The following is a 25,300-nucleotide window of genomic DNA, read 5'->3' on the forward strand; positions in this document are numbered from 1 at the left end:
CCTGGAGCTGGGTCGGCCTTACGGCGAGAGCAGCACATCCAGGCGCCGACCGTCGAGACGCACGTCGTAATCGAGGTCGATGAGGGTCTTGGCCAGCTCGTCGGGGGTCTCGGGGGTGTTGTCCGCGAGGAGCAGGGAACGGGCGACCGCACCACGTGTCGCCTTCGCCATGTGACTCACCACTTTGCCCCCCTTCAACACCCGCACCGACACACCTCGCCGTCCCGGCGGCCACGCCGGGGCGTATGTCGACGACCGCATGTCCACCACCAGGCTTGTGGACCCGTCGAGGGCGGCGCTCACCACCGGCCGCCAGAAGGTGCCGAGAGGTCCGAGAGGAGGCAGTTTCACGCCCATCGACAAGCGGTATGGCGGCACCCGGTCGGCCGGCCTGAGCACGCCCCAGAGCCCGGAGAAGACCAGCAGCGCCTCGTCGGCCCGTCGCCGCGCGGCCGGGGGAAGGTCGCCGAGGCGCAGGTTGTCGTAGAGGACCCCGGTGTAGAGCTCGGCCGCAGGCAGGGCAGGGGCGGTGCGCAGTGTGCGGTTTTTCGCGACCTCACCCGACTGCCCGGGGGAGAGGGTGAGTGTCTCCCGTGCCCGCTCCTCGTCGCCGCCGCAGAGCGCGAGCAGGGCGGACAGAACGCGCTCCCGGGCCTCGTTGAGGGAAGGAAAACTCAGCGAGGCCGGATCGAGCGCGGGGCCGTGCCCTGCGGCGGCTTTGCCCTCGGAGGGGGGCAGGAGGATCAGCACGAGCCCTGACTCTATCGTCCGCCCTGGTCGCAGGGGGTGCGCCAGAGGGATTTCGGTGGGGCCGGGGGTGGCCCCTCCGGTGCGCCGGGGTCAGCGCTCGGCGGCGGCCTCCCACTGGGAGCAGGGGTTGAGCGCGTAGTGCTGGTAGATCGTCCCGATGGGCTTGCTGCCGGCTTCAGGGAATTTCACCACGTCTGGTCCCGGACCGCAGATGCAGTGGGCGTTCGGCTCGTGCTCGACCACGTCATCTACCGGTCTTACATGCACAATCACGCTAGTTCCCCCGTTCGACCACGCAAGTGGCGGATAGGGCAAACCTAATCCCAAGGGAGGTCTAGCGCTATGGCTACCTGGGTAAAGTCACAGAGGGTTAGGGTGCGTGACTCTATGGACTCGGTGGTTCAAGGTTCTGGGCATGCCGATGTATCGGTGTCCGGGACTTTGAGGATGGGTGACGGCTCGCGGCCGGGGGGTGTGGCTTCGCCGTACATCGGTTCCCGGGGAACGTGCGCCCGCCCTTCGGGGAGGGGCGGTGTGTCCGGCTCGCTCAAGGGCGAGAGTGCGGCTTCAGGCCAGGGGTGTGGCTTCGCCGTGCACCGGCCCCCGAAGGGCATGCGTCGCGCCCCGGCCTCCGGTTTGTGGGAGAGCGGGGCGCGTGCCGCGCCGATTGTCGGACTATTTCGTGATCTGAATGTTTCACGGGATGGGGCGCGGCTGCGGTCCCCTTGATCTAAATTGGGGATCTTGGCCCTCGGGAGTGGTGAGGAGGCGGATGGCGTCGTGATGAGGAACGCTGGTATCCGCCTGGATATGGGGGTTGGGGAAGCGTCGTCAGCGCTCCCCGTCGCGGGCTGTCGTAGAGGTTTCGCTGAGCCTGGCCGACTCGTCAAGAATGTCGGCGCCCTTGTCGCGCAGTGCTGCGACGTGCTGACGCCCGTGGTGGGCACAGAACAGCAGCTCCCCGCCGATCGGCAGGGTCGCGCGAACATAGGCTTGGGCGCCGCAGCGGTCACACCGGTCCAGGGCCGTCAGCGGCTTGGTGGGGGCGAGAGCTCCAGTCACGTATCGCCTTTCGGGTCATCCCTGCGAGAGCGGGGATCTGGCGTCAGTCACTTGGGACAACATCTAACCCGACCTGAACGTTCCCAATCGCGTCGACGCTACGCCGAGAGCGGAATGTGTTGGAAAGTGACACGGAGCTGGCCGTGGGTAACACCAAACGCCTCCTGATGGCAAGCTTGTACGCGCACTACGGGGAAGCGCTGTAAGCTGCGCACTGGTGTTCGATGTGGGACTCTGGGAGTGGGTGTGACCGCAGTAAGCACGGAGACGGGTTACACGGCCCGTCACCTGTCGGTGTTGGAGGGCCTTGAGGCGGTCCGCAAACGCCCGGGTATGTATATCGGGTCCACCGATAGCCGCGGTCTCATGCATTGCCTTTGGGAGATCGTGGACAACGGCGTCGACGAGGCGCTGGCGGGCCACTGCTCGCGCATCGAGGTGGTGTTGCATCCCGACGACTCGATCGAGGTCCGGGACAACGGGCGAGGCATCCCCGTCGACATCGAGCCCAAGAGCGGCCTCGCGGGTGTCGAGCTGGTTTACACCAAGCTCCACGCGGGCGGGAAGTTCGGCGGCGGCTCCTACGGCGCCTCGGGCGGCCTTCACGGCGTCGGCGCCTCGGTGGTCAACGCCCTCTCCTCGCGCCTTGACATCGAGGTCGACCGCGGCCGCGTGCACGCGATCAGCTTTCGGCGCGGCGTGCCCGGCGTCTTCGACGGCGACGGGCCGAAGGCCAAGTTCAAGAAGAAGTCCGGCCTGCGCGACAGCGGGCCGCTGGCTCAGCCGGGCACGGGCACTCGTGTGCGGTTTTGGGCCGACCGCCAGATCTTTCTGCCCGAGGCGGAGGTCTCCCTCGACGAGATCCACGTCCGGCTGAGGCAGACCGCCTTCCTCGTGCCCGGCCTGACCCTGGTCGTGACCGACGCCCGGGGTGAGGAGCCTCAGGAGGAGACGTTCCGCTTCGAGGGCGGCATCTCCGAGTTCACCGAGTTCCTCGCCCGCGACGAGGGCGTCTGCGACGTGCTGCGCCTGCAGGGTGTCGGCCACTTCCGCGAGACGGTGCCGGTGCTCGACGAGCAGGGGCACATGACCCCGACCAGCGTCGAGCGCGAGCTCACCGTCGACGTCGCCGTGCGCTGGGGCAAGGGTTACGAGTCGACCGTGCGGTCGTTCGTCAACGTGATCGCCACGCCCAAGGGCGGCACCCACGTCACCGGTTTCGAGCGTGCCCTCGTGCGCACCATCAACGAGCAGCTCCGCGAGACCCGCCTGCTCAAGAACGGCGACGACGCGGTCACCAAGGAGGACATCCTTGAGGGCCTCACCGCCGTTGTGACCGTGCGGGTGCCCGAGCCGCAGTTCGAGGGCCAGACCAAGGAGGTGCTCGGCACCTCCGCGGCCAACCGCATCGTCTCCCACGTGGTGTCCCGCGACCTCAAGGAGCTCTTCGCCGGCACCAAGCGCGCGCAGAAGCTCCAGCTCCGGGCCGTCCTCGAAAAGATCGTCGCCGCGGCCAAGGCCCGCATCGCCGCTCGCGAGCACCGCGACAACCAGCGGCGCAAGAGCGCCCTTGAGAGCTCGGCGCTGCCCGCCAAGCTCGTCGACTGCCGCAGCGACGACGTCGACCGCAGCGAGCTCTTCATCGTGGAGGGAGACTCGGCGCTCGGCACGGCCAAACTCGCCCGCGACTCGGAGTTCCAGGCTCTCCTGCCGATCCGCGGCAAGATCCTCAACGTGCAGAAGGCCTCGGTCAGCGACATGCTGAAGAACACCGAGTGCGCCGCGATCATCCAGGTGGTCGGCGCCGGCTCCGGGCGGTCCTTCGACATCTCCGCCGCCCGTTACGGCAAGATCATCCTGATGGCCGACGCCGACGTCGACGGCGCCCACATCCGCTGCCTGCTTTTGACCCTCTTCCACCGCTACATGAAGCCGCTGGTCGAGGCCGGCCGCGTCTTCGCGGCGGTCCCGCCCCTGCACCGCATCGAGGTCACCAACCCCGGCCGGGGGCAGGACAAGGTCATCTACACCTACTCCGACGCCGAACTCCACAAGGTCCTGCGCGACCTTGAGCGCAAGGGCAAGCGTTGGAAGGACCCTGTGCAGCGTTACAAGGGTCTGGGTGAGATGGACGCCGACCAGCTCGCCGAAACCACCATGGACCCCCGCCACCGTGTGCTCCGCCGCGTGCGCATCGACCAGGTGGAGGCGGCCGAGGAGGTCTTCAGCCTGCTCATGGGCAGCGAGGTCGCCCCTCGGCGCGAGTTCATCGTCAAGAGCGCCGCGGACGTCGACCGCGACCAGATCGACGCCTGACCTCTCCCGCGCCCGTCCCCGCGATCGTGGATGGGCTCTGCCGCGCGCTGTGACGGTCTTTCGGGGCTGTTGCCGCCCTGGGTGAGATCCTGGGGTCACCCTGTGCTGTTTGGCGCGCTCCAGGCTTTCCGGGGCCGTGTTTCCAGCGGTGCCGTGCTGCGCTGTACGGCGTGGCGTTTGCGGGCTGTGCCGTACGGTGTGGCCTCGCTTTATGCGTCGGTGCGCGTTTGCCGGGACTCGTCGGCAGTGTCCTGCTTGCCGCCCTGGGGATGAGCCGATGTGGAATGTGTCGCGAATGTGCGAGGCGATCCCGTGCCGCAAAGCCCATCGCGCTCGCCGATGAGGGGGGCGGCACGAGCCTTGACGCGTGCTCTGCGGTTTGCGTGGTCAGTGGCTGGGATCCCGTCCCGACGTCAAAGGCCGTGTCCGGTCGGACTGGGAACGTTTCCGTGGACGACATCGGGGCGGTCGCCCTGCTGCGCGGTTGGGCCACAGCGCTGTTCCGGGGGGGTTCCGCTGGGTGTTGCCCGTGTGGTCGGCGGGCGGCCGAGGCGGGCCCGGGAACGTTCCTGGCCCGCCTCGGTTCCTGCCGCTGTCCCGGGGATCGGTGAGAGTGTCAGGAGGTGAGGTCGATTGGGGTGAGGCGCCCGGTGTTGACGTTGTACAGGGCGCCGCCGACCGCCAGGTCCGCTGGGAGGAACGGGCTCGTGCGGATGCGGGTGAGGTCGTGGTGGAGTGCCGCTTGCTGGTCGGGGACGGTGTGGAACTCCAGGCTCCGGGTGTTCATCCCGTGTTCAGCGCTGATCAGGTCGTGCACGTCCTCGTCCGTCAGTTTGGACATGCGGCAGTCGGTGTGGGGCATGACGAGCACCCGGTGCACGCCGAGGAGATAGACCGCCAGGACTAGTGTGCGCAGAACGTCGTCGGTGACGCGGGCCCCGGCGTTGCGCAGGATCTTGGCGTCACCCGCCTTGAGGCCGAGGAGGCCAAGGGGGTCGATCCGGGAGTCCATGCAGGTGACAACGGCCAGGCCACGGGCTGCTCTGCCCGTCAGGTCCGAGTCGGTGAAGGTGGCGGCGTAGCGCTGGTTGGCGACCAACAGGTCGTCGAACGCATCGCTCAAGGTAGACCCTCTCCTCCGAGATGCCAATGGGGACTAGACACTCCCAAGATGATTCCGCATGCCCCAATAGTCAAAGTTGCGGGGGTGGCCATTTGGCGACAGTCGGCGGTGGCGGTAACTTAGGGTGACGAGTGGGTCACGTGGGGTCGCATAATGGTTGCCCGTTAAGCACGTGAGTTTTTCGAGCGGCGGGGGCCGTTCGTCGAGCGAGGAGCACCCATGGGCAAGACCGAGATGCTGGCGGACTTTCTTCGAGCCCAGGCACGCCGTCAGCTCGACCGGGTCGAATACCGCGACGACGGTCGCAACGCCCGATGTGCCCTGGCCCTGCTGGACGCCGCGCTTTACGCGACCGAGCTTGAGGAAGACGATGCGCTGATCGTTGAGCTCACGGAGGCCGGCTGCTTCGGCCCCGCGCAGTTTGACCCGGGAGAGGAGGCCACGCGGGCCGTCCGCGCCTGGGAGGGCGGCGAGCCGCGTGACCTTCTCCGCTTCGTGGTGATGATCTCGAAGGTGCAGTTGATGAGCTGAGACCCGCTTAGGCGGGTTCGTTGCCCGGCTTCCACTTGATGCCGCACCCGAGGCTGGGGGCCTGTTCGGGGGCGGGCTGGCCGGCCAGCACGGCGTCGGTGGCCGCTCGCAGCGACGAGCCGGTCACCGGCACGTCGTTCTTGGGACGGGCACCGTCGAACTCTCCCCGGTAGGCCAGCTTCAGGTCACCGTCGTAGAGGAAGAAATCCGGCGTGCAGGCCGCGCGATAGGCGCGTGCCGTCTCCTGGGTCTCGTCGAGGAGGTAGGCGAAGGGGAAACCCGCTCGCCGTGCCTGCTCGGCTAGGTGGGCGGCATCGTCGTCGGGGTAGGCGACCATGTCGTTGCTCGCGATGGCCACTGTGACGATCCGGCCCGCGTAGTCCGCGGCGAAGGCGCCGATGCCATGCTCGATGCGTCGCACGTAGGGACAGTGGTTCGACAGGAAAATCACCAATGTCGCGGGCGCACCCTTGAGGTCGCGCAGAGCGACCCTCCCGCCGCCCACGGCCGGAAGGTCGAAATCAGGCGCGGGTGTGCCGAGAGGAACCATAAACGAACTGACAGCCATGTTCACCATTGTCACAAAGCCCAGCCGATCCCACAGCGCGGCCCGCCGTCACGCCGCGAGACAACCCGATCAAGCCCCTCCGCGCGGCCCATGGTGGCCGCCCGAACTCGCCCTGTCTCACGGCCGCGGCGGTGCCCGGCCGTGAACTTGGTCGGTGTGGTTGCGGTGTCGGCTGGCGGCCACTTCGCCTCGCCGGCTTCGCCGTACGCCTGCCGTTCCACCCGGTTACGGAGTTGGTTGTGGCTGTCCACTGTGGGCCTGTGACGGGACAACGCCGGCTCACGACCGCGGTTTGGGAGGCGGCGGATTCCCGGGGCAACGTGATCGGCTCACGTGACCGCCGAGCCCAGGCGTGCGGCTTAGGCGAAGGGGACGCCGTCGGAGGCGCCGGACAGGGAGGGGCGGGGGGAGAACGCCACTAAGGTCAGGGTGATCTCGTGGGCGTGCCCGCCGCTCTCGGTGCGAAGGGTGGCGGTGGCGTTGCCGTTCGGGGTGAGTGTGATGGTGTCGCTGACCTGCAGGTTGTGCACGAACAGGATCTCGTTGAGGGTGACGTCCCGGCCGCAGGCCGGCCCGGGTTCGTTCGTCCGCGTCCACTAGGACGGGCGCGAGGGGATGGTGTCGGTCGGCCAGAGGCGGGTGCCTCTGGCCGTCCGGGGTGGTTAGAGGGTGGGGTCCTCGTCGGGGGCAGGGGGCGGTGGGATGGAGGCGGTGGTGCCGAGGGCGCCGCCGAGGGCGCTGACGGGGTGGGTCAGGCGGAGGCCGGAGCCGTCGCGGCGGCCGATCTCGTCGGGGAGGTCGACGGGGCGGCCCGTGTCGGTGACGGCCTTGGCGGGGGCGGGGCCCGCCCATGCCAGGATCAGGACGTCTTCTCCCTTGAGGAAGCGCTGGGCGCGCACGCCGCCGGTGGCGCGGCCCTTGGCGGGGAAGTCGGCGAAGTCGGAGACCTTGGCGTTGCCGGTCTGGGTGCCGGGGATGGCGGTGGCGAGGCCGGAGATGGTCACGACCTGGGACGGCAGAGCCGGGTCGAGCGCGCCGAACCAGATCACCTGGGCGGCGGCGTCGAGCCGGATGCCGGCCATGCCGGTGGCGGGGCGGCCTTGGGGACGCACGCTGGTCGCGGGGAAACGCAGGAGCTGGGCGTCGCTGGTGATGAACACGAGGTCGTGGTCCTCGGAGGTCAGCTCGGTGACGCCGACCACGTGGTCGCCGTCCTTGAGGGTGATCACCTCGAAGTCCTCGCGGTTGGCGGGATAGTCGGGGACCACCCGTTTGACCACGCCCTGTGCCGTGCCCAGCGCGAGGCCGGGACCGTCGGGGTTGAGGGAGCCCAGTCCGACGACCGTCTCACCGGGGGCGAGTGTCACGTATTCACTCACGGGGTGCCCGCCGGACAACGACGGCGGGTTGGCCGACGGCGGCAGGGCGGGCAGGTCGATGACGCCGACGCGGATGAGGCGGCCGTGGGAGGTGACCACGCCGATCTCGCCGCGCACAGTGGAGTCGACGACGGAGATGAGCACGTCGTGGTTGGACCTGTCCCCGATGCCGCTGAGCGGCTCGGCGCCGGCGGTGCGCGCCAGCAGGCCGGTGGAGGACAACATCACGCGGCACGGGTCGTCGGGGACCTCCAGCGGCACGGCGGGCGTGCTGCGGGGCTGCCCGCTGGACTCCATGAGGATCGTGCGGCGGGGCGTGCCATAGGACTTGGCGATGTCGGCGAGCTCCTTGGACACCGCGGCGCGCAGCTTGGTCTCGGAGGCAAGCAGCGCGGCCAGCGCGGCGATCTCGTCGGTGAGCGTCTGCTTCTCGCGGTCCAGCTCGAGCTTGTCGAAGCGGGTCAGGCGGCGCAGCGGCGTGTCGAGGATGTAGACCGCCTGGGTCTCCGACAGGTCGAAGACCTCCATGAGCCGCGCGCGGGCCTGGGCGGAGTCGTCCGAGGCGCGGATGACCTGGATGACCTCGTCGATGTTGAGCAGGGCGATGATGAGGCCCTCGACGAGGTGCAGGCGTTCCTCGCGCTTGTGCTTGCGATAGGCCGAGCGGCGCCGCACCACGTCGATCCTGTGGTCGACGTAGACCTGGAGCAGCTCACGCAGGCCCAGGGTGCGCGGCTGCCCGTCGACGAGCGCGACGTTGTTGATCCCGAAGGTCTCCTCCATCGGCGTGAGCCGGTAGAGCTCGTCGAGGATGCGCTCGGGGATGAAGCCGTTCTTGATCTCGATGACCAGCCGCAGGCCCTTGTGGCGGTCGGTGAGATCCTTGAGGTCGGAGATGCCGGCGAGCTTCTTCGACTGGACGAGCTCTCTGATCTTGGTGACGACCCGCTCGGGGCCGACGTTGAAGGGGAGCTCGGTGACCACGAGGCCCTTGCGGCGCGGTGTGACCTGCTCGATCGCCACCTTGGCGCGCATGCGGAAGGTGCCGCGCCCGCTCTGATAGGCGTCGCGGATGCCGTCGAGCCCGATGACCAGGCCGCCGGTGGGCAGGTCGGGGCCCGGGACGAAGCGCATCAGCTCGTCGAGGGACGCCTCGGGGTGCTTGAGCAGGTGGCGCGCGGCGGCCACGACCTCGCCGAGGTTGTGCGGGGGCATGTTGGTGGCCATGCCGACCGCGATGCCGGTGGCCCCGTTGACGAGCAGGTTGGGGAAGGCCGACGGCAGGACCGTGGGCTCGACCTCCCGCCCGTCGTAGTTGGGACGGAAGTCGACCGTCTCCTCCTCGATCGACTGCACCATGAGCATTGCCGCCGAGGCCAGCCTGGCCTCGGTGTAACGCATGGCGGCGGGCATGTCGTCGAGGGAGCCGAAGTTGCCGTGGCCGTCGATCAGGGGCAGTCGCATGGAGAACGGCTGCGCCAGCCGTACGAGCGCGTCGTAGATCGGGCTGTCTCCATGGGGGTGGAGCTTGCCCATGACCTCGCCGACCACCCGCGACGACTTGACGTGGCCGCGATCGGGTCTAAGCCCCATCTCGTTCATCGAGTAGAGGATGCGCCGCTGGACCGGCTTCAGACCGTCCCGCGCGTCGGGAAGCGCACGCTGATAGATGACCGAATATGCGTACTCAAGGAAGCTCGTGCGCATCTCGGAGGACACGTCGATGTCGACGATGCGTTCCTCGAAATCATCGGGCAGGGGGGTGGTCGTCTTACGTCGGGCCATGTCGAACATTCTGCCGAAGGTCGGGGCCCGGTTGCGACTCGAACAAGCCGTTCCCGCATGTCGGTCCCTCTCCCTACGATGCCGGGGTGATCATATTTCGCGAGATCGCAGGTCCAGCTATGCGGAATCCGTTGCCAAAGATCGTGGGAAAGGGCCTTCTAGCGGGGACATTGATCTTCACCTTGGTGGGATGCGCCTCCATATCGCAGTTGGCCACCGAGGCCGAGAAGGCGTTGGATGAGGGTGCGGGAGTCAACGACGTGATCTCCGCGGACGCCCCCTTCAGGGGGTCGCCCTCCGAGAAGTACGCCGACGGCGCCGCCGGCATTGTGATCCCCGAACCCACCTATGAGAGATGGTTTTCCAAGGCGGACACGGCATGGGCCTACAAGAAGACGAGGCAACTCCTTGAGGCGAGGAGCCTCGACACCACCACGCTGCTGGGCGGCGGGCCGGACGCCTATGCCAAGGCACTCGACCCCGAAGCGCGCTCGTTCTTTCTCAAAGGGCTCGACCACAAGGACGACGACAAGAACACCCGCTACGCGGTGACCAGCTTCCCGCCCGGCAAGGTGGAGCTCGTCGGCTCGGTTGTCAAGGTGCGGGGAAAGCTGTCGGCCGAGCCCAAGTTCGTGGAGGGGGAACGCGAACTCCACGTCACGCAGGAGTCGAGGTTCGTCTACCCGGTGCGCCCCAAGGGGAAGCCGGGGCCGATCATCCGCGTGATGGTCTATTCCAAGACCGTCTACAGGTTCTGGCGGGACAAGCCGAGGGCGCGCCTTCGCGTGTGGGAGGGCGATCACCTCGACGGCTGGAACGCCAACGCGCAGTGCAACACCGCCGACGGGTTCATCCACCCCGACTTCAGCCTGACGGACAGTGGCGGCTCGGGTCCGGCCGACGACGCTTACGGCGACAGCAGCCGCAAGTTGAAGGAGGGGGAGTGCGGCTCCGTCACCGGAGTCTGATTTCGACCGTTTTCGCTGATCGCGGAGGTCGCCGGTGAAGCCCGCCCGTGCCGTACGGCATGAGCCAGAAGCGGCCGATCCCCGCGTGTCGCCGAGTGTGCCTCTGTCGGTGTCACGTGGTACCAAGGACGGCGTGACCGAGCCGTGCCGTGGGGCTCACGTGAGGCCGTCGGAGGTGTGCCATGGATGACCAGGGCTTCGAGCAGGGCTCCGAACAGGGCTTTGACGATCCTGAGGAGGCTGCGCTCCATGCGGAGGCGCAGGCCAGGCTGCGTGCCCTGGCGGGCGAGGGGGCGGTGCTCCGCGACGACCAGTGGGCCGCGATCAAGGCGCTGGTCGTCGATCGGCGGCGGGTGCTTGTCGTGCAGCGCACCGGGTGGGGCAAGTCGGCGGTCTACTTCATCGCGACGGCGCTCCTCCGCGAGCTCGGAGAGGGGCCGACGGTCATCGTGTCGCCCCTGCTGGCCCTGATGCGCAACCAGATCGCCGCCGCCGAGGGCGCCGGCGTTCACGCGGTGACGGTCAACTCCGCCAATCCCGAGGAGTGGGAGCAGATCTACGCCCAGGTGGCCGAGGGCGTCGTCGACGTGTTGCTGGTGAGCCCAGAGCGGCTCAACAACCCCGACTTCCGGGACAACGTGCTGCCGGAGCTCGCCGAGAGCGCGGGGTTGGTGGTGATCGACGAGGCGCACTGCGTGTCCGACTGGGGGCACGACTTCCGGCCCGACTACCGCCGCCTGAAGTCGCTTCTCGCCAAGTTGCCGCAGGGCAGCCCGGTGCTCGCCACGACCGCCACCGCCAACGCGCGGGTCACGCACGACGTGGCCGAGCAGCTCGCCGTCGAGTCGGAGTTCGGCGAGGCGGAGTTCGAGGAGCCGGTGGAGACCCTGGTGCTGCGCGGGCCGCTTGAGCGCGAGAGCCTGCACCTGAGCGTGGTCACGCTGCGGGGCGCCGAGGAGCGGCTGGCCTGGCTCGACCAGGCGCTGCACGAGCTTCCCGGGTCCGGCATCGTCTACACGCTGACGGTGGCCGCCGCCCATGAGATCGCCGCCTATCTGAGCGAGCGCGGGCACACCGTCGCGTCCTATTCCGGGCAGACCGACCAGGCCGAGCGGCTCGCCGCCGAGCAGGACCTCCTCGACAACAAGGTCAAGGCCCTGGTGGCCACCTCCGCCCTCGGCATGGGCTTCGACAAGCCCGACCTCGGGTTCGTCGTGCACGTCGGCGCGCCGCAGTCCCCGGTGGCCTACTACCAGCAGGTGGGCCGGGCCGGCCGCGGGGTCAAGCGGGCCGAGGTCATTCTGTTGCCGGGCGCCGAGGACCGCCAGATCTGGGCCTATTTCGCCTCGCTCGCCTTCCCGGCGGAGCAGACGGTGCGCCAGACGCTCGACGCCCTCGCCGAGGGACGGTTGTCGACACCCGCGCTGGAGACCCGGATCGACCTCAGCCGCAGCCGGCTGGAGATGATGCTCAAGGTGCTCGACGTCGACGGCGCCGTGCGCAGGGTCTCGGGCGGCTGGGAGGCGACCGGCGAGCCCTGGAGCTACGACGCCGAGCGATATGCCCGGGTGACGCAGGCCCGCGAGGCCGAGCAGCAGGCGATGCTGGCCTACCTCACGACGACCGAGTGCCGCGAGATGCACCTGCGGCTGCACCTGGACGACGAGACCGCCACGCCGTGCGGCCGCTGCGACAACTGCACGGGCGTCCACCGGTCCGCGGAGATCGACATGGCGTCCGTCGAGGCCGCCCGCACGAGCCTCGCGCGGCCGGGGGTGACGGTCGAGCCCAAGCGGCGCTGGCCGACCGGCCTGGCCGACCTGTCGGGCAACATCAAACCCGACTTCGCCGCGGACGGCGGGCGTGTGCTCGGCCGCCTCACCGACCTCGGCTGGGGCAACCGCCTTCGCGAGATCTTCGCCCCGGGGGCGTCCGACGGGCCGGTGCCCGACGACGTGTTCGGCGCCCTCGTCAAGGTGCTGGCCTCTTGGGAGTGGGAGTCCAGGCCCGGCGCCGTGATCGCGGTGCCGTCGGCGAGCCGCCCCCTGCTGGTGCGGAGCCTCGCCGAGCGCCTGGCCCAGGTCGGCCGCCTGACCCACCTCGGCGAGCTCGGCTACCGCGCGGGCAGCCCCGGCCGCCAGTTCAACAGCGCCCAGCGGGTGCAGGCGATCCGCGGCACCCTCGCCATGCCCCGCGACCTCGCCGGCCGCGTCGCCGAGGCCGGCACCCCGGTGCTGCTGGTCGACGACCGCATCGAGACGGGGTGGACCATGACCCTCGCCGCCGCCCTGGTCCGCCACGCGGGCGCACCGGCGGTGCTTCCGCTGGCCTTGGCTAAGTCGTCGTGATGCTCAGGATCTGACGGTGACGTGTGCTGCTGCCCCGGGAGGCTCGGCGGTGGTCGTTCCGGGGCCTCTGGCCTGATCGTGTCGTGCGCCGCCACCATCGTGACCAGGCACTTCGCGATTTATCGGCATATGGCCGCCACGATGGTGCACCCACGCCGGGCCCTCAGCCGTGTCGCCTCCGGTTCTCGCCCCCCGGCACACGTAGCTCCCGCACGGTGCCGGGGGCGCTCCCTGCACGCCGGGGCAAGGACGGCCGCCCATACTCCGGAGACGCTCCAGGCCGGGCTTGTGCCGTACGCCGGAGGCAGGAAGGACATCCGTGCTCCGGGGCGCCCCAGGCCGGGCCTATGCCGTACTCCGGAGGTAGGAAGGACGTCCGTGCTCCGGGAGCGCTCCAGGCCGGGCTTGTGCCGTACGCCGAAGGCAAGGTGGCCGCGCCCGTGAAACGCGGCGCCTGGCACGCCCTCAGCGCGTGGCGATGGCTTCGCGGACCGCGAGGACGATCTCGCGTGCCCAGCGGGCGAGGGAGGGCTCGGTGGGCGCCTAGTCGGGGAAACTGAAGTACACGAAACCGGCGGCGTCGTGCTCCAACACGGCGGAGGTCGGTTCCTCGACCCACTGGTCCACAGAACCGCCGATCCAGCCGCCGCCCGCGTCACGGGTGACGTCCAAGGGGGTCGGTGATCCGCCCCGAGACGTTGAAGATGGTGGAGGTCTCCGCGAGGCCGCGGCCCGCCGCGGCCTCGGCCTGGTCGATGACGGCGCGCCTCGCGGTAAAGCGTGCGAGCCACAGCCGGGGATCCAGTCGTCGGCGACACTGCCGGTGACGGCGAGCGACTTGGGTCCGACCGAGCCGGTCCAGACGAGCGCCGGCCTGGAAAACGCCGCACCCCGGGAAGCCGTGGCCTCTCGGGGTGCGGCGGAAGACTGGTCTTGGCCGGCGGGTCAGAGCCGGGGGCGGGCGCCGAGGAAGGAGATGGCCTTGGCGGCCAGGCGGCACCCCTCGGCGAGGGCGTCGGCAGGGGGCTTGCCCATGAGCCAGGGGCTGAGGAAGCCGGCGGCGAAGGCGTCGCCCGCGCCGGTGCCGTCGACGACACGCTCCACGGCCTCGGCCGCCACCTTGACCGGCTCGGGGCGGTTGTTCGTATACCAGAGCGCGCCTTCCTCGGCGAGCTTGATCACGACCTGGGGGAACCAGGCGGTGAGGACCTTGGCCGCCGAGCTGGGGTCGTCGCGGCCGGTGAGGACCTTGGCCTGGGGGACGTTGCACATGAGGAGCTTGGCCGCGTGGGTCCACTCCAGGAAGGGCTCGGCGCCGGTGCGCTCCAGGGGAGCGGCCGAGGCGGCGTCGACCGAGATGCTCATGCCCTCGCGCTGGGCGAGGTCGAGCGCGGCCAGGCCGGCCTCGCGGGAGCCCTCGTTGATGAGGGTGTAACCCGACAGGTGGAGGTGGGCGCCTCCGGTGAACAGGTCGCGGGGCAGGTCTTCGGGGGACAACGCGGCGTTGGCCCCGGGATCGGAGAGCATGGTGCGCTCGCCCTTGTGCGTGATGAGGACCACGCAGGTGCCGGTGGGGCGCTCGGGATCCATGACGAGCCGGGCGTCGACGCCATAGCCCATCAGCTCCATGTCGCGGTTACGCCCGGTGATGTCGGCGCCGCGCCGGCCGATGAAGGCGACCTCGCCCCCTTCGACGGCGAGCCACGAGGCGACGTTGGCCCCTGACCCGCCCCCGTGCATCGTCACGATGGCCGGGGTGTCGCTCGCTCTCGCGAGGGCATAGCGGGCGCGCGCGACCGCATCGGTCATGAGATCGCCCACCACGACAACCCGCGTCATGATGTCACCACCTTGCTCCCGATAGTGCCGGTGTGGTCGCCAAGGTCCGGCCACGGCAATGCCCACGCGCAACAAGACCGACCCCGAGAAACCTTACAGTTTCCGGCCGCGCTACGCGGCATTGCTCGGGGAGAGGGGCTCAGTCGATGCACAAGCGTTGCGCGCGACGGGCTGGGAGGTGTGAGGCGGCTGGGGTGGCTTTGTCGTACAGGGGTGGGCAAACCGGGCCGTCGCACGTGTGCTGGGGAGGGGGCTGGAGGTTGTGGACCGGGGCACAAGAGGCGGAGTGGTGAGCCTTTAGTCTCGGAAATGTGGTCGCACACTATCCCGCCCATTGGGAGGCCGACGTCGTCCTGGCCGATGGCGGCACCGCTCATGTTCGTCCCATCCGCCCTGCCGACGCCGACCGTATGCGTGCCTTCTATGCGCGCCTGTCGGATGAGTCGATCTACTTCCGTTTTTTCGGTCCGCGTCCGGAGTTGTCGGACCGGGAGGTGACCCGGTTCACGACAGTGGACTACGTCGACCGGGTGGCGCTGATCGCGTTGATCGGCATGGAGATGGTGGCGGTGATCCGCTATGACCGTTCCGGTCCGGGGGAGGCGGAGGTGGCCTTCCTGGTGGAGGACGCCCACCAGGGCCGGGGGGTGGCGTCGGTGCTGCTTGAGCACCTCGCGGCGACCGCCAGGGAGCACGGCATCCAGCGGTTCGTGGCCGACGTCCTGCCGGCGAACCGCCGCATGACCGGTGTGTTGCGGCAGGCGGGATATACCGCCGACAGCCGGTTCGCCGACGGCGTCGTGCGCATGACGCTCGATCTGACCCCGACGGAGACGTCGCAGGAGGTCACCCTCAGCCGCGAGCACCGGGCGGAGGCCCGGTCGATCGAACGCCTGCTCAATCCGGGGTCGGTGGCGGTCATCGGTGTGTCGAGGGCGGGCGGCGTCGGGCAGACGGTGCTGCGCAATCTGCTCGCGGCCGACTTCGCCGGCCCGGTCTACCCGGTGCACCGCGAGGCGAAGGCGGTGGCGGCGGTGCGTGCCTACCCGAATGTGAGCGCGATCGACGGCGAGGTGGACCTGGCCGTGCTCGCCGTTCCCGCGGCCGGGGTGATCGACGTGGTGAAGGAGTGCGCGGAAAAAGGGGTGCGCGGGCTGATCGTCGTCTCCTCCGGTTTTGGGGAGACCGGCCCGGAGGGAAGGGCACGCCAGGACGAACTGGTGCGCATCGCACGGGCGTACGGCTTGCGCGTCGTCGGCCCCAACTGCCTTGGCATCGCCAACACCGACCCCGCCGTACGCCTCAACGCCACACTGGCGGCCACCGTACCGGGCCGGGGCAAGGTCGGCTTCTTCAGCCAGTCGGGCGCCCTCGGCACGGCGCTGCTGCAGCGGGTGGCGCAGCGCGGCATGGGCATCTCATCGTTCGTGTCGGCGGGCAACCGCGCGGATGTCTCGGGCAACGACCTGCTCCAGTATTGGGAGGAGGACCCCGCGACCGAGGTGATCCTGCTTTACCTGGAGTCACTCGGCAATCCCCGCAAGTTCACCCGGCTCGCCCGCAGGATCGCGCGTAAGAAACCGATCGTCGCCGTCAAAAGCGGCGGCACCACCCAAGGGGTGCCCACCGGACATGCGGCGCCTGTGCTCGGACTGCCCGACACCGCGCTCAGCTCGCTCTTCGAGCAGGCGGGGGTGATCAGGGTCGACGACCTCGTGCAACTGTTTGACGTGGCCCAGCTTCTCGCCTACCAGCCCCTCCCCAAAGGGCCGAGAGTCGGCCTGGTGAGCAACTCCGACGCGCTGGCCCTGCTCGCCGTGGACGCCTGCGTCGCCGCCGGCCTCTCCCCGCTCCCGCCGGTCAACCTTGGGGCCGGCGCGGGCGCGGCGGAGTTCGGTACGGCTGTCGCCGAGGCGGTCGGCCGCGACGACGTCGACGCGGCGGTGGTCGTCTACATGCCGCCCATCCCGGGAGGCGGCCAGGAGGTCGCCGGGGAGATCGTCCGGGTTGCGGGAGGTTGCGGCAAACCGGTGCTGGCGACGTTCGAGGGGCGCCGGGGCATGCTCGCCGAGCTGCGCACGGGCATGAAGGGCCCGGACCCCGCGCCCGGGTCCATCCCGTCCTACGCCGCCCCGGAGGAGGCCGTGCGTGCCCTGGCTTATGCCGTACGCCACGCACGCTGGCGGGACGGGCTCCCCGACGGGCACGCCGACCGGGAGGCCGCGGACACCCGCGCCGCGCGGGAGCTGGTGCGTGAGGCCCTCGCCGAGGCCGGGGGCGTGGAGGTGGAGATCGACGCGACCCGGCTGCTCGCGGAATATGGCGTCGAGGTGTGGCCCGCGGTGCCCGTCGCCTCGGCGGACGAGGCCGTGGCGGCAGCCGAGCGGCTCGGCAGGCCGGTCGCCGTCAGGGCCGTGGACGAGGAGGCCGTCCGGCGTGCGGGCACCGTACGGCTTGGATTGTCCGACCCGGCGGGGGTACGGCAGGCGTTCGCCGACCTGGCCGGTCAGCTCGGCGCGCACACCACCCTGGCCGTGCAGCGTATGGCGCCCCAGCCCGCGGTGCCGACGGTGGTGAGCGTGGTTGACGACCCCGGGTTCGGGCCGGTCGTGTCGTTCGGGCTGGGCGAGGTGGCCGCGCGGCTCCTCGGCGACCGGGCCTACCGGCTCGCGCCGCTCAGCCCCGACGAGGCCGCGTCGCTGGTGCGTTCGGTCCGCGCGGCACCGCTCTTGTTCGGGGAGTACGGTTACCCGCCGGTCGCCGTGACCGCCCTGGAGGGTTTGCTGGTCCAAGTGGGGCGGCTCGCCGACGACCTGCCGGAGGTGGCGCGGCTCGACCTCGACCCGGTGCTGGTGGGGGAGAGCGGCGTGGTCGTGCTCGGGGCGCGGGCGGTGCTGCGCAGTCCCGAGGGCCCGCGCCCCGACGGCGGCCCCAGAGGGCTTCGCCCGGTGTGAGAAGGGGACGGGGTGATCCGTCCCCTTCGGAAAGGCCGGTCAGGCCGGGCTGTTGGTGTCGGCGCCGGTGCAGGGCCTGGCCGTCGTGCAGGTGGTGCCGGGCGCGGTGATCGAGGCGGTGGCGGTGTAGGTCTCGATGATTCCCGGAGGCATCACGCAGACCACGGTGAAGGTCATCGTCCCGCCCGAGGACAGACCGATGACTTTGGTGACGTCGCCGACTCCAGCGGGGACCGGGCATATGCCGCCCGAACTCGTGCATGTCCAGCGGATCCTGTCCCATGGGGACGGCCAGTCGATCATGAGCGTCGCGCCCGACACGGCGGTGGCGCCGGGATTGCGCACGGTCACGCTGTAGCTATACGGCCTGCCGGGAACGTAGGGCTTCGGGGTGGAGACGACTCTGATGCTGAGTGTGCCGGTCGGCGGGGGATCGATCACGGGAAGCCGGATGAATCCGGTCGTGGTGTTGTCGCCGGGGTTGCCGTCCCCCGGTGTGGTGACGGTGGCCTGGTACGCCGCGGGCCCGCCGGTGACGTTCGGCACCCTGACCGAGATGCCGATCGGCGGGTGGGAGTCGCCGCCGTCGAGCCTGTCGGTCCTGGTGCAGATGACCTGCCGGTCGGCCGTGCCGCACGTCCACCCGGCGCCGGTGACACCGGTGATCTCGATCGGCGGGGTCACGGTGAAGACGCCGGTGACGGTGCCCGTCGCCGGCCCGGTGCCTGCGGCGTTGGCGGTCGTCACCGTGATCGTGCCGCTGCCACCGGGGGCGAGGGTGGTGTCCCCGGCGACCGTCAGGCCGAGGTTGGGGGGCGGACCGGCCGCCGCGGTCACTCCGGTGGTCCTGTCGACCGTGTTGTCGGCGGGGTCGGCGTCGGCGTTCCCCGAGGTCACGGCGCCTGACGCGGTCACCATGGACGCGGTGCCGCGGTCGATCGCGACCTTCACCTCGACCTGCGGGAACGACTGTCCCGGGCGGAGGACGGCGGTGGTGTCGCAGGTGACCTCGCGCTGGGCGATCGAGCAGGTCCAGCCCTGCCCCGAGGCGGCGGTGGGCGTGACGCCGGCCGATGTCTCGAAGGTCAGCTTTGTGGGGGCGTCGACCACCCCGGCCTGCGGCTTCGCCGAGGCGGTCAGGGTGTAGGCGCCGGTGCCGCCGGCCTGCCAGGGGCCGTCGTCGCCGACGGCGAGGCCGAGGTCGGCGTCCAGAGTGCGGATCTTGAGGTCGGACAACGCGTGGTTCGCGGCCGCGATGCCGGTAGAGGCGGCGAACCCAACTTTGATCGTGTCCGGCAGCGGGTTCTGGTTGGGCAGCGCGTCGAGGTCGACGCCGGTGAAGAGGTCTTGGTACGGCTCGCCCTCCCGGTGGCGGATCTTCACTGAAAGCAGGTTCTCCGGTGAGAGGGCGATGAGGACGTGGCGTTTGGCGGCGTCGCGCCCGGTGGCGTCGTCGAGGGGCCTGGTCAGGGCTTTACCGTCGACGTAGCCATATCCGGTCGACTCCGAGCCGCGGATCACGACCGAGTTGGGCTTGACGCCCGGGCCGCCCTTGCCCGCCCAGCGGGGATTGGAGAAGTTGCCGAACTGGTCGAAACCTATGCCGACGACGGCGCCCCTCAGGCCCTTGTAGCCGAGTGCGCCGCCCGGTTCGCCCGCCTGGGCGGTGGACGCGGCGCCGTCGACGATGTAGAAGGAGACGCCGTCGCCGCCGCGGGGGCCGAGGCTGTCGGCGTATGGCCTGCCTCCCCACATATAGAGGTCGAACTCGATCACGACCCCGCGCCGGGCCGGGATCGGCCTGTTCAGCAGGATCGCACCCGCGGCCTGCGCAGAGTCGTCGGTCAGCCGGAGGACCCCCTGGCCGACGGGGTCCGTCGCACCCTCGGCGCAGGCGCCGAGAGATGCCGTGGGGGGCGCGCTCGCGGCGGTGAGGCACGGGGCGTCGCCCCCTTGGACGCTGCTTGACGTCCAGACGCCCGAGGGAGTGGAGTCGACGCGGAAACCTTCGTCAAGAAGTTCCGCCGCGGATGCCGGCGGCGCTGTGAGGGCGAAGAAGCCCAGGCTGACGGCGGTGGCGACCGCCGTCAGCCCCGGTCGCGGGGCCGTGACGGCCCGTGCGCGTCCGATTTTCATGTTTATCCCCCGATGTAAGATTGCTGATTCAGCCTCATTCTCCGAGGGGAGATTTTACGGCGGATCAGTGCTTTGACCAGGGAAGATGTCGCTTGTGTCGGTCTTGGTCGAGGGGGAAAGGATCGTGTCCTCCGCCGCTGCCGACAGCCGGTGGATATGTGAAACAGGGGTCGTGGGGTTTTGAGCGGACAATTGTTTATATGAAAAGTCGCGGCGCATGTTTTCCCGTCGTTATCGGGAGCGGCGGCCGACAAGTCTGCGCCGGGTCGGCCGGTGAGGGTGAAAGCGCTGCCCCGGACAGGGCAGGATGGGTGCATGAGGGAAACCCGAGTCTCGGCCGAAGGTCTGCGCGAGGCGATCGATCGCAGTGGCTACTATCCCGACCTGGTCGCCGACGCGGTCGAGTCCGCGCTGGGCAAGGAGGCGGTCACCGCCTTCGTCGTGCACCACGAGGCCACCTTCGACCCCACCATGGAGGTCCGCAGACACGTCACCGTGCTGGTGCTCTCGCCGAGCCGCCTGCTGGTCTGCCACACCGACGAGCACCCGCCGGCCGAAGGCGTGTCCGCCTCTCACGCCTCCACGACCACCGAGGCCGTCCGCCTCAGCCGCATCCAGTCGATCGCGATCACGCGGGTCGTGCCCGACCCCGCCACCTACGTGCCGGGCGTGCCGCCGACCGAGGTCACCCTGACCATCGGATGGGGAGCGATCTCCCACATCGACCTCGAACCGGCGACCTGCGGCGACGAGAACTGCGAGGCCGACCACGGCTATACCGGCGCGGTGACGGCCGACGACCTGTCCCTCCGGGTCAGCGAGGCCGCCGACGGGCCCGAGGCCGTCACCCACGTGCTGGCCTTCGCCAAGGCGCTCTCCGAGGCCACCGCGCGCGTCGCCTCATAGGTCCCTCCCGCCCGCAAAGCCCCATGGACATCGGCGTCCGCGGCATGCGCTCTGAAGCCCGGCTCCCCGGCCCGCGTCGCTCCTGCCGTACTCAGGCACGCCTTTCGGGAGACTCGGGAGCGTGAGCCTGTGCCGCCGCTCTCCCAGGGGCTTCGATGGCATGCCCGATAACTCCAGATTCGCCCATCCCACCATTTAAGGAGACCCGTGAGCCCGTTGATCACCCCGGCCGAGCTGGCCGCGCTCGCCGAACGCGGTTCCGCGACGGTGCTCGACGTGCGGTGGAAGCTCCAGCCCGGCCCGGAGCCCTACGGGGCAACGGCCTACCGGGACGGCCACATCCCGTCAGCCGTCTTCTGCGACCTCGACGCCGACCTCGCGGCCCCGCCAGGCGCAGGAGGCCGCCACCCGCTGCCGTCCGCCGAGGCGTTCCAGGCGGCCATGCGCCGCCTCGGCGTGCGCGACGACCGCCCCGTCGTGGTCTACGACGACGCCGACTCCACCGCGGCCGCCAGGGCGTGGTGGACGCTGCGCTACTTCGGCCACCGCGACGTCCGCGTGCTGGACGGCGGCATCAAGGCGTGGAAGGAGGCCGGGCTGGCCCTCGCGACCGGCACCCCGCCCCCGCCGGCCGGCACCTTCACCGCCCGCCCCGGCGCCATTCCGATCCTCGACGCCCGCGCCGCCGCCTCGGTGGCCGCCGAGGGCACCCTGCTCGACGCGCGCACCCCTGAGCGCTTCCGCGGCGAAACCGAGCCGATCGACCCCGTCGCCGGCCGCGTCCCCGGCGCCGTCAACGCCCCCACCGGCGGCAACGTCGGCCCCGACGGCCGTTTCCTGCCTCCGGCGGACCTCCACGCCCGCTTCGCCGCCCTCGGCGTGCGCGACACGGCCCCGGTCGGCGCCTACTGCGGCTCCGGCGTCACCGCCGCCCACGAGGTTCTCGCCCTCACCCTGGCCGGCATCCCGGCCGCGCTATACGTCGGCTCCTGGTCCCACTGGATCACCGACCCCACCCGCCCGGTGGCGACGGGCTGACGGCTCCGGCCCCTAAGGCTGCGGCGGTACGGCGGAGCCGGCGATCACCGGGTGGTGGCCGTCGCCGAAGCAGGCGAAGCTCCATTGGCCTGTCGAGGCCGCGGCGGCGGCCAGGGCCTGGGCCGGGGTGCGGCCAGCGGCCAGGAGGGTGTGGAAGGCGCTCATCAAGTGCATGGTCTCCTCGTCTCTGACCGGCAGCAGGCCCGCGATCACACATCCCGTGCCTCGCGCCAGCAGGGTCCCCACCAGGCCCGAGCGCACGCCGTCCGCCTGGGTCTGCGCCATGCCCGAGTCGCAGGCCGACAGGGCGACCAGCCTGGGAGACGTTCTCGGCCCCACCAGGTCGTAGGCCATCAGGGTGCCGTCGGCCAGTTCCACTCCCGACAACAGCGGAGCACGTGGGCAGAACCTGCCGTGTGCCGCCACGTGGACGATCTCCGCCTGTTCCAGGGCCTTCACCACCGCGGCCCGGAGCGGTGGGACCTCCGTGGCCTGCCCATGGCACGCGAGCACCGCGCTCACCTCGGCTCGCCCGTGGTCCAGCCCCGGTCCCGCGACCGCCGCCACCTTGGGTGCCGCGCCGCTGTCCCACGCTCGTCGCCCTGCTCGTGTCTCGGTGCCGATGCTCACGGGCACCTCACGCAGCGGGGGCAGTGCCGCCCACGGCAAGGTGTGCAAGGTGCCGGTCGGCACGACGAGCAGCTCCCGCCCCGCGATGTCCGCCGCGAGGGGAGCGAAAAGCCGTTGATACACCTCGTCGGCCTCCCGGTTCGCCCACCGGCTGCCCACCGGGTCGCGCTGGGCCGCCCGGCGCATCGCGTATCTCAAGCGCACCGTCGCCTCCGCGATCGTCTCCTGCGCGCCGAGGTGGTGGAGCCCGATCCGGCGCGGCGTCAGCGTCACGGCCGCCATTTCACGGCGGTGCCGTACGAACGACACCAGGGCCACATCACCGAGGTCCGCCCGCAGCCGCTCCAGGCAGAGCGGGTCCTTCTCCGGTGCCCGCACCGCTTCGGACCAGCACAGTACCGCCTCCGCCCGCCCGCTCTCGATCGCGAGCTCCACTCCATATCGCGCGAGCCGTACGGCGGCAGCCCGCGCTCGCGCGGCTTCGGCCGGATGGACGGTTCCGGGGCCTGCCGGTTCGATTCCTGTTGCCGGGGGAAACGACTGGCTCACGTCCGCGGGCCAGCCGATCGATCCGGCGGGGTGGGAGACATGCCGGCGTTCGGCGGCCAGTGCTTCGGTGAGGGTGGTGAAGGCGGCGGTGAGGTCGCCGTGCAGGGCGTGCCGCATGGCCACCGCCTGCGGGGTGCGGGCCGTGGGCGGGATGAGCGATCGGGCTGTGGCACGGTCGCCGAGGGCGGTGGCGATGCCGGCGGCGAGGAGGGCGAGGTCCGCCCCCTCGGCGGCACGGCCGGCGGCGGTCAGGTCCGCGGCGCATCGGGTCACGTCGTCCAGGAGTGGGCGGCTGGGGAGCTCTACGGCGGCACGTGCTCGAACCCGGACCTCGTGGGCCAGAGGTGCGTAGTGGGGTCTGTCCTGGAAGGTGAGCTCCGCACCGACCTGTGATGCTGTGGCGGCGGCACGTGCCGGGTCGCCGGTGAGGAGCTCCGCCCGCGCAAGGAGCAACCGTGTATCGGTCAGGGTGACACCCGCGTCCGCCGACTTCAGCGAGGGCACGGCCTGCTCCAGCAGCACCCGGGCCTCGTGTGGGAGGCCCGAGGCCAGCAGGGCCTCCGCCAGATCGGCCTGCATGGCGGCCAGCCGCTCGGGGAACTCCGCCAGCGTGCGCTCGGCTTCCCGGCAGGCATGGAACGCGGCGCCGATGCGCCCCCGGCAGACGGCGAGGAACGGGAGGTTCGCCTGCGCGAGCCGTAACAGGTGGCCAAGGCCCGCGTTTGCCGCCAGCTTCGCGCACCGTGCCACATCCCGCTCGGCCTGCTCGTAGAGCCCGAGGAAGGCGCGGGCCAAGCCCCGGTTGAGCAGTGTCCCCGCAACGAACACCACGTCGGCCGGCTCGGCGGCGTCGAGCACCGCGAGTGCGCCGTCGCACACCTCCACGGCCTCCGCGCACCGACCGAGGCGGACCAGCGCCACCGCCCGGTTCGCCCCCAGCTTTCCCCGCTCACCAGGCGAGAGGTACGGCTCGGCTTCGTCGGCCAGCCGCAGCGCCTCGGCGGGATGCCCCCGCTCGGCGCGGATCGCGACCAGGGACAAGCGGGCCTGCGCCGTAAGGTGTGCGAGGTCGGCGGTGCACGCGGAGCCCGGGCTTCGGGCGAGGACGGGGGTGGCCAGGGCGATGGCGCGGCGCAGGTGCTCGTCGGCACCGGCCAGGTCGCCGAGCTCGCGGGTGGCCAGCGCCAGTGCGCGGCGGGCGATCACCTGGGCGCGGGGGCAGCGGGCGCGGTCGGCCCGGCGCACGGCGTCCCAGGCTTGCTGCCATCCGCATTTCGGGCGCATCCCGGCCAGCGGGATGAGCTCCTCGCAGACCTGCACCAACTCCTCATGAGGGCAGCTCAAAGCCGGACCTGGGTCCATGGTGTGGCGACGGGCGGCCGGTCCGCGAGGTGGCACACCACGCTGAACCATCCCTGAGGGAGCGCGGTGGCGGCGAATCGCCCTGAGCCCGGAGGTTCGCGGACGACAGTGGCCTCGGGGGTGCGGATCTCGACCCGCGCCACCCCTTCGGCGGGGGAGAGCTGGCCGGCGAGGGTGAGAAGCTCGCCGTCCAAGGTGAACTCCAGCTCGACGACCAGGTCATCCGCGGCGAAACGCAGGAAGGCCGCGCCGTTTTCAAAGGTGTCGCGCACCCCGGAGGACGCCGGCGCCGGCTGGGCCCTCGCGGTGACGGCACCGGGGACGCGCAGGGCGAAGGCGGCCTGGGCGGCCGAGGTCACCTCGGCGGGCACGGGGTCGCTTCCCGAGGTGAGGCGGAGCGCCGCGATCAGGGACGCGTCGTCCACGGTCAGACCTCCTCGGTGATGAGAGTGCGGAGCCGGGCGAGGCAGCGGCCACGCGTCGGGCCGATGCTGCCGACGGGCATGCCGAGGCGGATGGCAAGCGTGCGATAACCGGCGTCCGGTTCGGTGACGAGGAGCCGCAGCAGCGACTGGCAGGGTTCGCCGAGGGTGGCGACGGCCTGCCAGAGGCGTTCTCCCCGGTCGAGGGCGAGGACGGCGCCGACAGGGTCGTCGTCGGCGCCGGTTTCGGGGGTGTCGTCCGGCGGGTTGGGCTGGAGGTGTTCGCCGGATCGTTTGCGGAGTGTGCGCATGGCTTGATGTTTGACGGTGGTCGCCAGCCATGCGCCGACCGCGGCGGGATCACGGATGGTGTAGAGGTTTTCGACGAGCTTGAGCCAGGCGAACTGCACGATGTCCGCTGAGTCCTGCGCATTGAGGCCGTGAGCTCTGGCGATGTGCCAGAGGCGGGCGCCGTAGCGGTCGACGATCTCGGCCCAGGCCGTGGGGTCGTCCGCGGCGGCGTCGCGCAGCAGCTCGCCGGGGGTGCGGCCGGGGGCCATCAGGCCGCCTTCCCGAGGGTGGTGGGGCACCTCTTCTCCCCTGCTCACGTGGGGTGCGGCAAGTGTGCCGCGGT

Annotated in this window: 19 protein-coding genes; 7 read left to right on the forward strand and 12 right to left on the reverse strand. The window is 70.6% G+C overall.

Going from position 1 to position 25,300, the window contains the following annotated elements; genetic code table 11:
* Positions 1-18: 18 nt before the first annotated feature.
* Both Ssi02_RS09765 and Ssi02_RS09770 read right to left on the reverse strand, forming a co-directional pair.
* The gene (locus Ssi02_RS09765) at positions 19-750 is read right to left on the reverse strand and encodes a YaaA family protein (protein WP_204023909.1); all 732 of its coding nucleotides are present in this window, start codon (positions 748-750) and stop codon (positions 19-21) included.
* An 831-nt stretch (positions 751-1,581) separates the two neighbouring features.
* Positions 1,582-1,812 carry a DUF7455 domain-containing protein gene (locus Ssi02_RS09770; protein ID WP_204023910.1) on the reverse strand — a complete coding sequence of 77 codons (231 nt, stop codon included), beginning with the start codon at positions 1,810-1,812 and terminating at the stop codon, positions 1,582-1,584.
* A 246-nt stretch (positions 1,813-2,058) separates the two neighbouring features.
* Here Ssi02_RS09770 and Ssi02_RS09775 point away from each other — a divergent pair, with 246 nt between their 5' ends.
* Entirely contained in the window at positions 2,059-4,128 is a 2,070-nt protein-coding gene (locus Ssi02_RS09775; protein ID WP_204023911.1) for a DNA gyrase/topoisomerase IV subunit B, read from the forward strand.
* A gap of 616 nt (positions 4,129-4,744) precedes the next feature.
* Here the strand turns inward: Ssi02_RS09775 and Ssi02_RS09780 are convergent.
* Positions 4,745-5,251, reverse strand: a complete 507-nt coding sequence (locus tag Ssi02_RS09780) for a beta-class carbonic anhydrase (protein ID WP_204023913.1) — start codon at positions 5,249-5,251, stop codon at positions 4,745-4,747.
* Between the two features lie 219 nt (positions 5,252-5,470).
* Between Ssi02_RS09780 and Ssi02_RS09785 the strand changes: the two genes are divergently transcribed.
* The gene (locus Ssi02_RS09785) at positions 5,471-5,782 is read left to right on the forward strand and encodes a hypothetical protein (RefSeq protein ID WP_204023917.1); all 312 of its coding nucleotides are present in this window, start codon (positions 5,471-5,473) and stop codon (positions 5,780-5,782) included.
* Positions 5,783-5,789: 7 nt separating this feature from the next.
* Here Ssi02_RS09785 and Ssi02_RS09790 read toward each other — a convergent pair whose 3' ends face one another.
* From Ssi02_RS09790 to Ssi02_RS09800, 3 genes are all read right to left on the reverse strand, one after another.
* On the reverse strand, positions 5,790-6,350 hold the full coding sequence (locus Ssi02_RS09790) for a thioredoxin family protein (RefSeq protein ID WP_204023920.1): 561 nt from the start codon (positions 6,348-6,350) through the stop codon (positions 5,790-5,792).
* A 359-nt stretch (positions 6,351-6,709) separates the two neighbouring features.
* On the reverse strand, positions 6,710-6,880 hold the full coding sequence (locus Ssi02_RS09795) for a hypothetical protein (protein ID WP_204023922.1): 171 nt from the start codon (positions 6,878-6,880) through the stop codon (positions 6,710-6,712).
* Positions 6,881-7,012: 132 nt separating this feature from the next.
* Positions 7,013-9,523: a DNA gyrase/topoisomerase IV subunit A gene (locus tag Ssi02_RS09800; protein ID WP_373870109.1), complete on the reverse strand. Its 2,511-nt coding sequence runs from the start codon at positions 9,521-9,523 to the stop codon at positions 7,013-7,015.
* 110 nt (positions 9,524-9,633) lie between these two features.
* Here Ssi02_RS09800 and Ssi02_RS09805 point away from each other — a divergent pair, with 110 nt between their 5' ends.
* Positions 9,634-10,482: a hypothetical protein gene (locus Ssi02_RS09805; RefSeq protein WP_204023925.1), complete on the forward strand. Its 849-nt coding sequence runs from the start codon at positions 9,634-9,636 to the stop codon at positions 10,480-10,482.
* A gap of 182 nt (positions 10,483-10,664) precedes the next feature.
* Positions 10,665-12,830, forward strand: coding sequence for a RecQ family ATP-dependent DNA helicase (locus tag Ssi02_RS09810; RefSeq protein ID WP_204023926.1), 2,166 nt, complete (start codon positions 10,665-10,667; stop codon positions 12,828-12,830).
* Between the two features lie 543 nt (positions 12,831-13,373).
* On the opposite strand, the gene Ssi02_RS39255 is transcribed toward Ssi02_RS09810, so the two are convergent.
* Both Ssi02_RS39255 and Ssi02_RS09815 read right to left on the reverse strand, forming a co-directional pair.
* On the reverse strand, positions 13,374-13,502 hold the full coding sequence (locus Ssi02_RS39255) for a hypothetical protein (RefSeq protein WP_275410645.1): 129 nt from the start codon (positions 13,500-13,502) through the stop codon (positions 13,374-13,376).
* Positions 13,503-13,775: 273 nt separating this feature from the next.
* On the reverse strand, positions 13,776-14,669 hold the full coding sequence (locus Ssi02_RS09815; RefSeq protein WP_204023927.1) for a carbohydrate kinase family protein: 894 nt from the start codon (positions 14,667-14,669) through the stop codon (positions 13,776-13,778).
* A 311-nt stretch (positions 14,670-14,980) separates the two neighbouring features.
* On the opposite strand from Ssi02_RS09815, the gene Ssi02_RS09820 reads away from it, so the two are divergent.
* Entirely contained in the window at positions 14,981-17,623 is a 2,643-nt protein-coding gene (locus Ssi02_RS09820) for a bifunctional acetate--CoA ligase family protein/GNAT family N-acetyltransferase (protein ID WP_204023928.1), read from the forward strand.
* Between the two features lie 39 nt (positions 17,624-17,662).
* On the opposite strand, the gene Ssi02_RS09825 is transcribed toward Ssi02_RS09820, so the two are convergent.
* Positions 17,663-19,759 carry an L-type lectin family protein gene (locus Ssi02_RS09825; RefSeq protein WP_204023929.1) on the reverse strand — a complete coding sequence of 699 codons (2,097 nt, stop codon included), beginning with the start codon at positions 19,757-19,759 and terminating at the stop codon, positions 17,663-17,665.
* Positions 19,760-20,074: 315 nt separating this feature from the next.
* On the opposite strand from Ssi02_RS09825, the gene Ssi02_RS09830 reads away from it, so the two are divergent.
* Positions 20,075-20,665 carry a DUF5998 family protein gene (locus tag Ssi02_RS09830; RefSeq protein WP_204023930.1) on the forward strand — a complete coding sequence of 197 codons (591 nt, stop codon included), beginning with the start codon at positions 20,075-20,077 and terminating at the stop codon, positions 20,663-20,665.
* 207 nt (positions 20,666-20,872) lie between these two features.
* A complete protein-coding gene (locus Ssi02_RS09835) occupies positions 20,873-21,703 on the forward strand; it encodes a sulfurtransferase (RefSeq protein ID WP_204023933.1) in 831 nt (276 codons plus the stop codon).
* A 12-nt stretch (positions 21,704-21,715) separates the two neighbouring features.
* Here Ssi02_RS09835 and Ssi02_RS09840 read toward each other — a convergent pair whose 3' ends face one another.
* From Ssi02_RS09840 to Ssi02_RS09850, 3 genes are read right to left on the reverse strand one after another with little or no spacing between them, the layout of a single operon-like run.
* Positions 21,716-24,226 (reverse strand): CHAT domain-containing protein, encoded by a 2,511-nt coding sequence (locus tag Ssi02_RS09840; protein ID WP_204023936.1) that lies wholly within the window; start codon positions 24,224-24,226, stop codon positions 21,716-21,718.
* Positions 24,223-24,669, reverse strand: coding sequence for a hypothetical protein (locus Ssi02_RS09845; RefSeq protein WP_239128757.1), 447 nt, complete (start codon positions 24,667-24,669; stop codon positions 24,223-24,225). Before Ssi02_RS09845 ends, Ssi02_RS09840 begins: the two co-directional genes overlap by 4 nt.
* Before the next feature lie 2 nt (positions 24,670-24,671).
* Complete coding sequence (locus tag Ssi02_RS09850; protein WP_239128758.1) at positions 24,672-25,256, reverse strand: RNA polymerase sigma factor; 585 nt, start codon at positions 25,254-25,256, stop codon at positions 24,672-24,674.
* Positions 25,257-25,300: the final 44 nt, after the last annotated feature.

Origin of the sequence: Sinosporangium siamense (assembly GCF_016863435.1) — a bacterium.
In the GTDB taxonomy this organism is placed as follows: Bacteria; Actinomycetota; Actinomycetes; order Streptosporangiales; family Streptosporangiaceae; genus Sinosporangium; species Sinosporangium siamense.